Source organism: Actinomadura formosensis NBRC 14204, assembly GCF_001552155.1.
Taxonomy (GTDB): Bacteria; Actinomycetota; Actinomycetes; order Streptosporangiales; family Streptosporangiaceae; genus Spirillospora; species Spirillospora formosensis.
In genome coordinates this window covers 1-6,214 of sequence record NZ_BCQQ01000211.1, presented here as the reverse complement: position 1 = coordinate 6,214, position 6,214 = coordinate 1, and the positions used below count along the sequence as shown (strand labels likewise).

The following is a 6,214-nucleotide window of genomic DNA, read 5'->3' as shown; positions in this document are numbered from 1 at the left end:
TTAACACCTACCAACGCATCACAGCTCATCCGGACCCAACATAGACACTTTCTGAGGTCCCCCTAGCGGGGCACGGGCTTGATACTTCCCCAATGTTGCGGACTCGTCTCGATCTGTCTGAGGTGCCACGGATCTTCCGGACAGGCCCCCAACTAGAGTTGGGTGGAACCGGAGAGGAAGGCAGTTGGCGAGACAGAGGCGGCATTTCACCCAGGAGCACAAGGACGAGATCGTCCGCATGGTCCTGGACGGCCCGCGCCCCATCGCTCATGTGGCCCGGGAGGTCGGGATCCACGACACCACCTTGGGCAATTGGGTCAAGGAGTACCGCAGAAGGCACGGCGGGGACTCGTCCGCCACCTCGGCCGGCGAGCCGAAGAGCCCTCGAGAACGAGAACTCGAACGCGAGGTCCGCAAGCTTCGCGAAGAGAACGAGTTCTTGAAAAAAGCCGCGGCCTTCTTCGCGAAGGATCACCGGTGAGCGCGAAATATGAGTTCTCCGACGCGGAGAAGGCCGACCACGCCATCGTTGACATGTGCGCCTGGCTGCGGGTGTCACGGTCGGGGTTCTATGAGTGGCGGACCCGGCCGTTGTCGGCGACCGCCGAACGCCGGGAGCGCCTCAAGACGTTGATCGAGGCGATATTCGCCGCCAATCACGAGACTTACGGCCATCGGCGTGTCCACGCGGTGCTGGCCCGCTCGGGCGAGGAGGCCTCGCTGGAGTTGGTGCGGCAGCTGATGCGCGAGCTCGGACTCCAGCCGGTGCAGCCGCGGCCGTGGCGGCCGGTCACCACCCTGGCGGGCGATCCGGGCGCGATCCCCGACCTGGTCAACCGGGACTTCACCGCGGCGCGGCCCGGGACCAAGCTGGTCGGGGACATCACCTACATCCCCACCTGGGAAGGGTTCCTGTATCTGGCGACGGTTATCGACTGCCATTCGAAGATGGTGGTCGGATGGGCGATGGCCGACCACTTCAAGACTTCACTCATCACCGCTGCGCTGGATTCCGCGGCGGGAAGCATCCGCATCGAGGAAGGTTGCATCTTCCACTCAGATCGTGGGTCGAACTACACCAGCGATGAGTTCGGCCGGCATCTGAGCAAGAAGTACAAGATGCGGCGCTCGGTCGGCAGGACCGGTGTGTGCTGGGACAACGCAATGGCCGAATCGTTTTTCGGAGCGTTGAAGAACGAGTGGCTCAACCGTATGGTGTTTGCCACACGAGCCAAGGCCCGCCGTGCGGTTGTGCAGTACATCGAGGGCTTCTATAATCGACACAGGCTTCATTCCGCGAACGGGTACCGGACACCGCTTGAGGTGCATGCCCAGTACCTGAGTCGGCAGCAAGCGGCGTAGATCTGCCCGCAGATCACCGATCAAGAAGCTGTCCGGAAAACGCGTGGCCCCTCAGTCCGGTGAGCTGGTAGTGCGGGTCGGAAGGATCGCGGCGCCAGGAAGACCTGCGAAGTGGCGGGGCATCATGCCTTTTGCGAAGCGGGTTGCGAGCCGGACCGGCGTGTCCGGGGTCAGGGGGGCGGGGTCGGCCAGGCCGGTTAGGCCGGTTAGGCCGAGCAGGCTGGTGCGGGCACAGCGGGCATCAGCTGCGATGGAGGCATGGCAGTATTCGTCGCGGTTGTGGAGCGCGGCAGTGGCCTGATCGATGGGCTGGACGTTCGGATTGTCCGCGAGCAGGTCGAGGTATGCTCCGATGCCGATCTCGGAATCGGTGGAAAAGGCCAGCGTCGTCAGGCTCGCCTGCCATCGCTCCATTGCCTGCGCGCACATCTCCTGGTGCCGGACACTGTGGTGTGGGAGAGGCAGCGCCGAGTCGGGTATGGCACGGTCCCGTTTCCTGCGTGTGACAGCGCTGGCGTTGATGTGCATGAGCGTGTGATATTGCTCGTCGACCATGGCTTGAAGCAAGCAGGCTTCCAGCGCCCTGCCCGCGAGTCCTGGATACTCGCCCGATATCACCAGCTCGAAGGCCGGATTCGCGACCGTCAGTTCCGCGACTACCGTGTTGCGGTTGAAAGCGATGATCGTCCAGGAGAGGAGTTCGTGTTTCTTTGCTTGATCAAGGTCCTGGTAAGCGGGATGGTCTCCGAACGGAAGGATGTCCTCCGGGTAGTGGGGCCGGTCTATCTCGAAGAGCCCTTCGAGATCAAGTTCCGGGCGTTTTACACTGAGCTGATTCCAACTTCATCCGGCCTGGTGGTGCAGGGTGAGGATGGCCTGGCCGATGGCGGTTAGGCGGCTGGGTGAGCAGCGGGCTTTCCGCAGGATGTGCCAGCCCTTGAGCGTTGCGGCGCCCTGCTCGCCCAGCGCGCGGACCTGGGCATGGTGCCGGTTGAACAGCTTCTTGCGTTTGCCGAGCTTGCGGCGTTTTCTGCGCTTGTAGGGGGTGCCGATCGCGCCGCCTGCTCCGATGTGGCCTTTGTCGGCATAGCAGGCGATCGCGCGGCTGGTGAGCGCGTCGATGATGCCGTGGACGCGGGCGGCGGTCAGATCATGGGTCGAGCCGGGCAGTGCGGGCGAGGCCCAGATCAGCTCGCCGTGCGGGCCGGTGAGGAACTGGATGTTCACGCCGTGCCGGTGGTGCTTGCCGCTGTAGTACAGCCGGTCACCCGCCCCCGAGAGCCGGTCGATCGGCGCCAGGGTGCCGTCCAGGATGACGTAGGCCTTGCGCTGGGCGGATCCGCATCGCCTCGCGCAGATCGGGCGCCAGGTCGGCGAGCAGGGCGATGACCTCGGTGACGTAGCGGTGCGCGGTCGCGGCGCCGATCCCGAACGCGGCCGCCAGGCGGGCGAAGGTCTCGTTGCGGCGCAGGTGCACCAGTACCCGCCACCGCGAACCGATCCGGGACCGGTGGCCGCGCACCAGATCGGCCACAAAGGTCAGGGTCGGGCGCGACAGATCGAGCGCGGCACGGTAGAACAGCACATGAAGCTCCTGTGCAGACGAGGTTGATCTTGGTCGACAACCCCATCTAGCAGGAGCTTCACTCATTCCCCAGCCAAATCCATCGCCTGCAACCGGCCCATGACCTGCACGCTCAGGTTGGAATCACCTCATAGAGGATCGCGTCCATGATGGTGTGCAGGTTGTGTTCGGGCGGACGGCCGATGTCTGGGACCCCGGCGCGGCGCTGGTCGCGCCGGGTGGTCAGGATCGGTTCGATGAGCTCCCAGTGGGCGTCGGACAGGTCGCCGGGGTAGCGGAGGCGTCCGGTCATGGTAGGGGTGTGATGCCGGGTGGAGCCGTGGGCCACGGGCGCGGCCGTCAGGTCGTACGGGTCAGACCGCCGTGGCCATCCGCGAAACCAGACGCAGGCTCTCATTTTGGGCTGAGACAGAGGAACATTCATCAACATGGCTCCGGAAGTACCGCTCTTGCCTCGCCTGTCCCAACCGCCTCCCGTGGTGTTCTCCGAGCGAGGTCGCCCACACAAGGATCGTCAACTATCACCACATTTCAGGATCAAACGCCCTCTGGGAACCTGTTCGTGAACTTCAGAACACAGTTCCAGTTCCGACGCCCCGCTGTCCATGCCCGCCGAGGCGGCGGCGATGTTCCAGGTACGTGAATCGTGGCTGCGGAAGAAGACCAGCGCGCGGGTGCTCCGTGCACCGTAGGAGCGGCGGTGGGAGGCCGACGGTCACCGGTCCGCGCGTGGGTGACCCGGTACTCGGGCCGGGATCCAGTTACCGTGGAAACCCCCAGGAATGCGCACTGGGAGGTGCACCTCGGCGATCGGGGGCGCGGCGAGGTCGGCGGCGTCAAGAATGGCCAGGTAGCTCCGGTCGGCGCCGCGGTCATGGGCGAACGTCATCAGGTACCCCTCGTTCTCGCCGGACCCCGCCCGGGGCACGAAGACGGCTTCGCCGCAGGTGTGGCCCGCAGGCAGGCGGTGCACCGCTCGTACGCCACCGCTGGTGAGGTCATAGGCGTAGATCTGCGACCGATCGGGTTCGGCGTCCAGGGAGAAGCTTGTCGTGTAGCCGTAGCGGTGGGGGAGGCCGAGTATCGAGTCGGCCACCCGGGGGTATTCGCTGGGCGCGTCGTCGAGCGGGCCCTCGGCGACCGCGCCCGACCTCAGGTCCAGCGTCCAGCGGTACATGACCGGGAGCGCGCCCTCCAGGCTGTCGGGGCCGCTGCGCCACAGGGTGGGGACGCGGGTGCCGGTGACGGTGATCGTGTCGCCTTCGGGGTTCTCGTAGGCGTTCATGGTGTGCCACACGTAGCAGGGAGTGACGTCGAACCAGCGTACGGCCGCGTCGTTGCCGGCCGTACGCGCCAGCACGCCGAACCGGGCGCGGTGCGCGTCGTCCCAGCGCCAGGGCGGCCCGCCCGCCGCGGCCTGGGCGGCGTCGAAGACGACCGGCAGATCCATGAAGATCACATGGTCACGGGTGATGGCGAAGTCGTGCATCATCACCGCACGCGGCACGTCCACTACCCGCGTTTGGACTATCTCCCCGGCGGCCGAAGCCCGGTAGTAGGTCAGGTACGGCGGGCGCAACTGATAGCCGAAGAACAGCAGTTCTCCCGTGGCCGGGCAGGTCTTCGGGTGCGCGGTCATCGGGGTTTGAAGGGCCCCGTCGAAGGTGTGCGCCCCGATCGTGGCGAGGTCGGGTGTCACCTCGTAGGGGAAGCCGCCCTCCTCCAGGGCGAACAGGCGGCCCGCGTGCGTGATCAGGTGGGTGTTGGCGGTGGTGACGCGGTAGTCGATCCGGCCCGTGTCCTGGTCGAAGGCGAGGGCGAAGCGCGCCTGGCCGGGGTGCTCGTACAGCGGCGTGCGGACGTATCGGTTGCGGTACCAGCGCGCCCTGCCGCCGTCGAGGGCGATGGTGTGGATCATGCCGTCACCCGAGAAGGAGTGCGGCGACCAGCCGGTACGCGGGTTGGGTCCGTTGCGGAAGAACTGCCCGCTCAGCGCGGCCGGGATCTCGCCGACGACCTCGGACGGCTCCATGGTCACCTCTTCGGGAACCGGCGCGTTGTTGCCCGCCAGGTGCAGTGGCACGATTTCGGACACGTTGGAGCTCCTGTAGGTAAGGGGTGGAGACGCAGACAACCGTGCACGAGAAACCTGCGGCACAACAGTCTTGTTCTTCCCGCACGCCTCAGCCGCCCAGCAAAAGACCAGGTGAGGGCGGTGAAGGAAGCCGGGGATAGAGCCGCTACAGCATTGGATCTGGAAGGTGTGATCGGCGGGTTTCGGGTTTCGGGGTTCGAGGGGCGACCACGCTAAGGAGTTACGTGATTTGGCGGGCCAGCTGTGGCAGATGAGTGTGCCGACGATGCCGACGAGGGCCAAGAGGTGCTCGGGTTTGCGTTCGTGGCGACGGTGCAGTCGGCGGCAGCCGCTCAGCCCGGACAGGGGTGATTCCACCCCCTCGGTGGTGTCGGCCGAGTCGGCCGGAGGACTCGATGCCGTCTCAGGCGGTGCGCGGGGGTCATGCCCGGCCCTGCATAGCCGGCGCCGCAGGTCGGTGTAGCGGTAGCCCTTGTCAGGGCGCCGCCGGAGTACGTCAGAAACGGGCCGCGGACGTCAGGTGGCTGCGGCATTCGTGGAGATTTCTGCGGGCAGGCGTGGCGGACGTGGTCGGCGCCGGTCGCGGCATTGCCAACTGCCCGCAGTACGACCTTGCGCTCCCGCTCCCGTTGGGTAACCAGCCCTTGGATACCAGGTACTTGACGCACAGTTGGGCCTGCTGGTCGGTCATGTCGAGGAGCCCGGCAAGGGCGTAGAGCTCGCTGGCGTCGACCGTTCCGCCCTCGCGGCCAGGGTGTTCACGAGCAATCGCATGAGGATCTCCGGACGGGATGCGCACTCTGGCGCGCATGAGTCAACGGGGGTCCACACCACGTCGTCGCGGCCCCCGAGCTTGTTGCCCGGCGACGCCGACGACACGGCCCGCACTGTCGAGCGCGGTGATGTCACGGTCGTGGCGCAGATGGGGGAGGAGCACCCTGCCGCTGCTCGGGCGGGCCGAGCGCGCTGCCGGGTTTGCGGCCGGACACCTCCCAGTGCATGGCGGCCACTTGCCGCTCGGCCCATTCAGGGCTCACCCGGTGCAGACGGGCGGCACCGCGCCATCGCCCGGGCCTGCCGCTTCCTGTAGTGCGTCCGCCGGTCGCCTTTTCTCGTCCCCCCGCCGCTTGGCCATCGTGCGCGCCGCTGCTTGTCGACCGTTAGAAGCAGCT

4 protein-coding genes and 2 pseudogenes are annotated in these 6,214 nt (G+C 66.4%); 2 read left to right on the top strand and 4 right to left on the bottom strand.

Translation table 11 applies throughout. The annotated features are described in order from the left end of the window. Positions 1-238: 238 nt before the first annotated feature. Positions 239-373 (top strand): annotated as a pseudogene (locus AF1_RS36745) (transposase); the annotation flags it as partial. Further along, positions 313-1,362, top strand: a complete 1,050-nt coding sequence (locus tag AF1_RS31375; protein WP_242609064.1) for an IS3 family transposase — start codon at positions 313-315, stop codon at positions 1,360-1,362. The pseudogene AF1_RS36745 and the gene AF1_RS31375, both read left to right, overlap by 61 nt. Before the next feature lie 51 nt (positions 1,363-1,413). Here the strand turns inward: AF1_RS31375 and AF1_RS33885 are convergent, their stop codons facing one another. From AF1_RS33885 to AF1_RS31355, 4 genes and pseudogenes are all read right to left on the bottom strand, one after another. Then, the gene (locus tag AF1_RS33885; RefSeq protein WP_409360257.1) at positions 1,414-2,121 is read right to left on the bottom strand and encodes a diiron oxygenase; all 708 of its coding nucleotides are present in this window, start codon (positions 2,119-2,121) and stop codon (positions 1,414-1,416) included. An 84-nt stretch (positions 2,122-2,205) separates the two neighbouring features. Further along, positions 2,206-2,947 (bottom strand): annotated as a pseudogene (locus AF1_RS35515) (transposase family protein). Between the two features lie 112 nt (positions 2,948-3,059). Beyond that, entirely contained in the window at positions 3,060-3,239 is a 180-nt protein-coding gene (locus tag AF1_RS35510) for a transposase (RefSeq protein WP_067807682.1), read from the bottom strand. A gap of 423 nt (positions 3,240-3,662) precedes the next feature. Then, positions 3,663-5,042 (bottom strand): carotenoid oxygenase family protein, encoded by a 1,380-nt coding sequence (locus AF1_RS31355; RefSeq protein WP_207394240.1) that lies wholly within the window; start codon positions 5,040-5,042, stop codon positions 3,663-3,665. Positions 5,043-6,214: the final 1,172 nt, after the last annotated feature.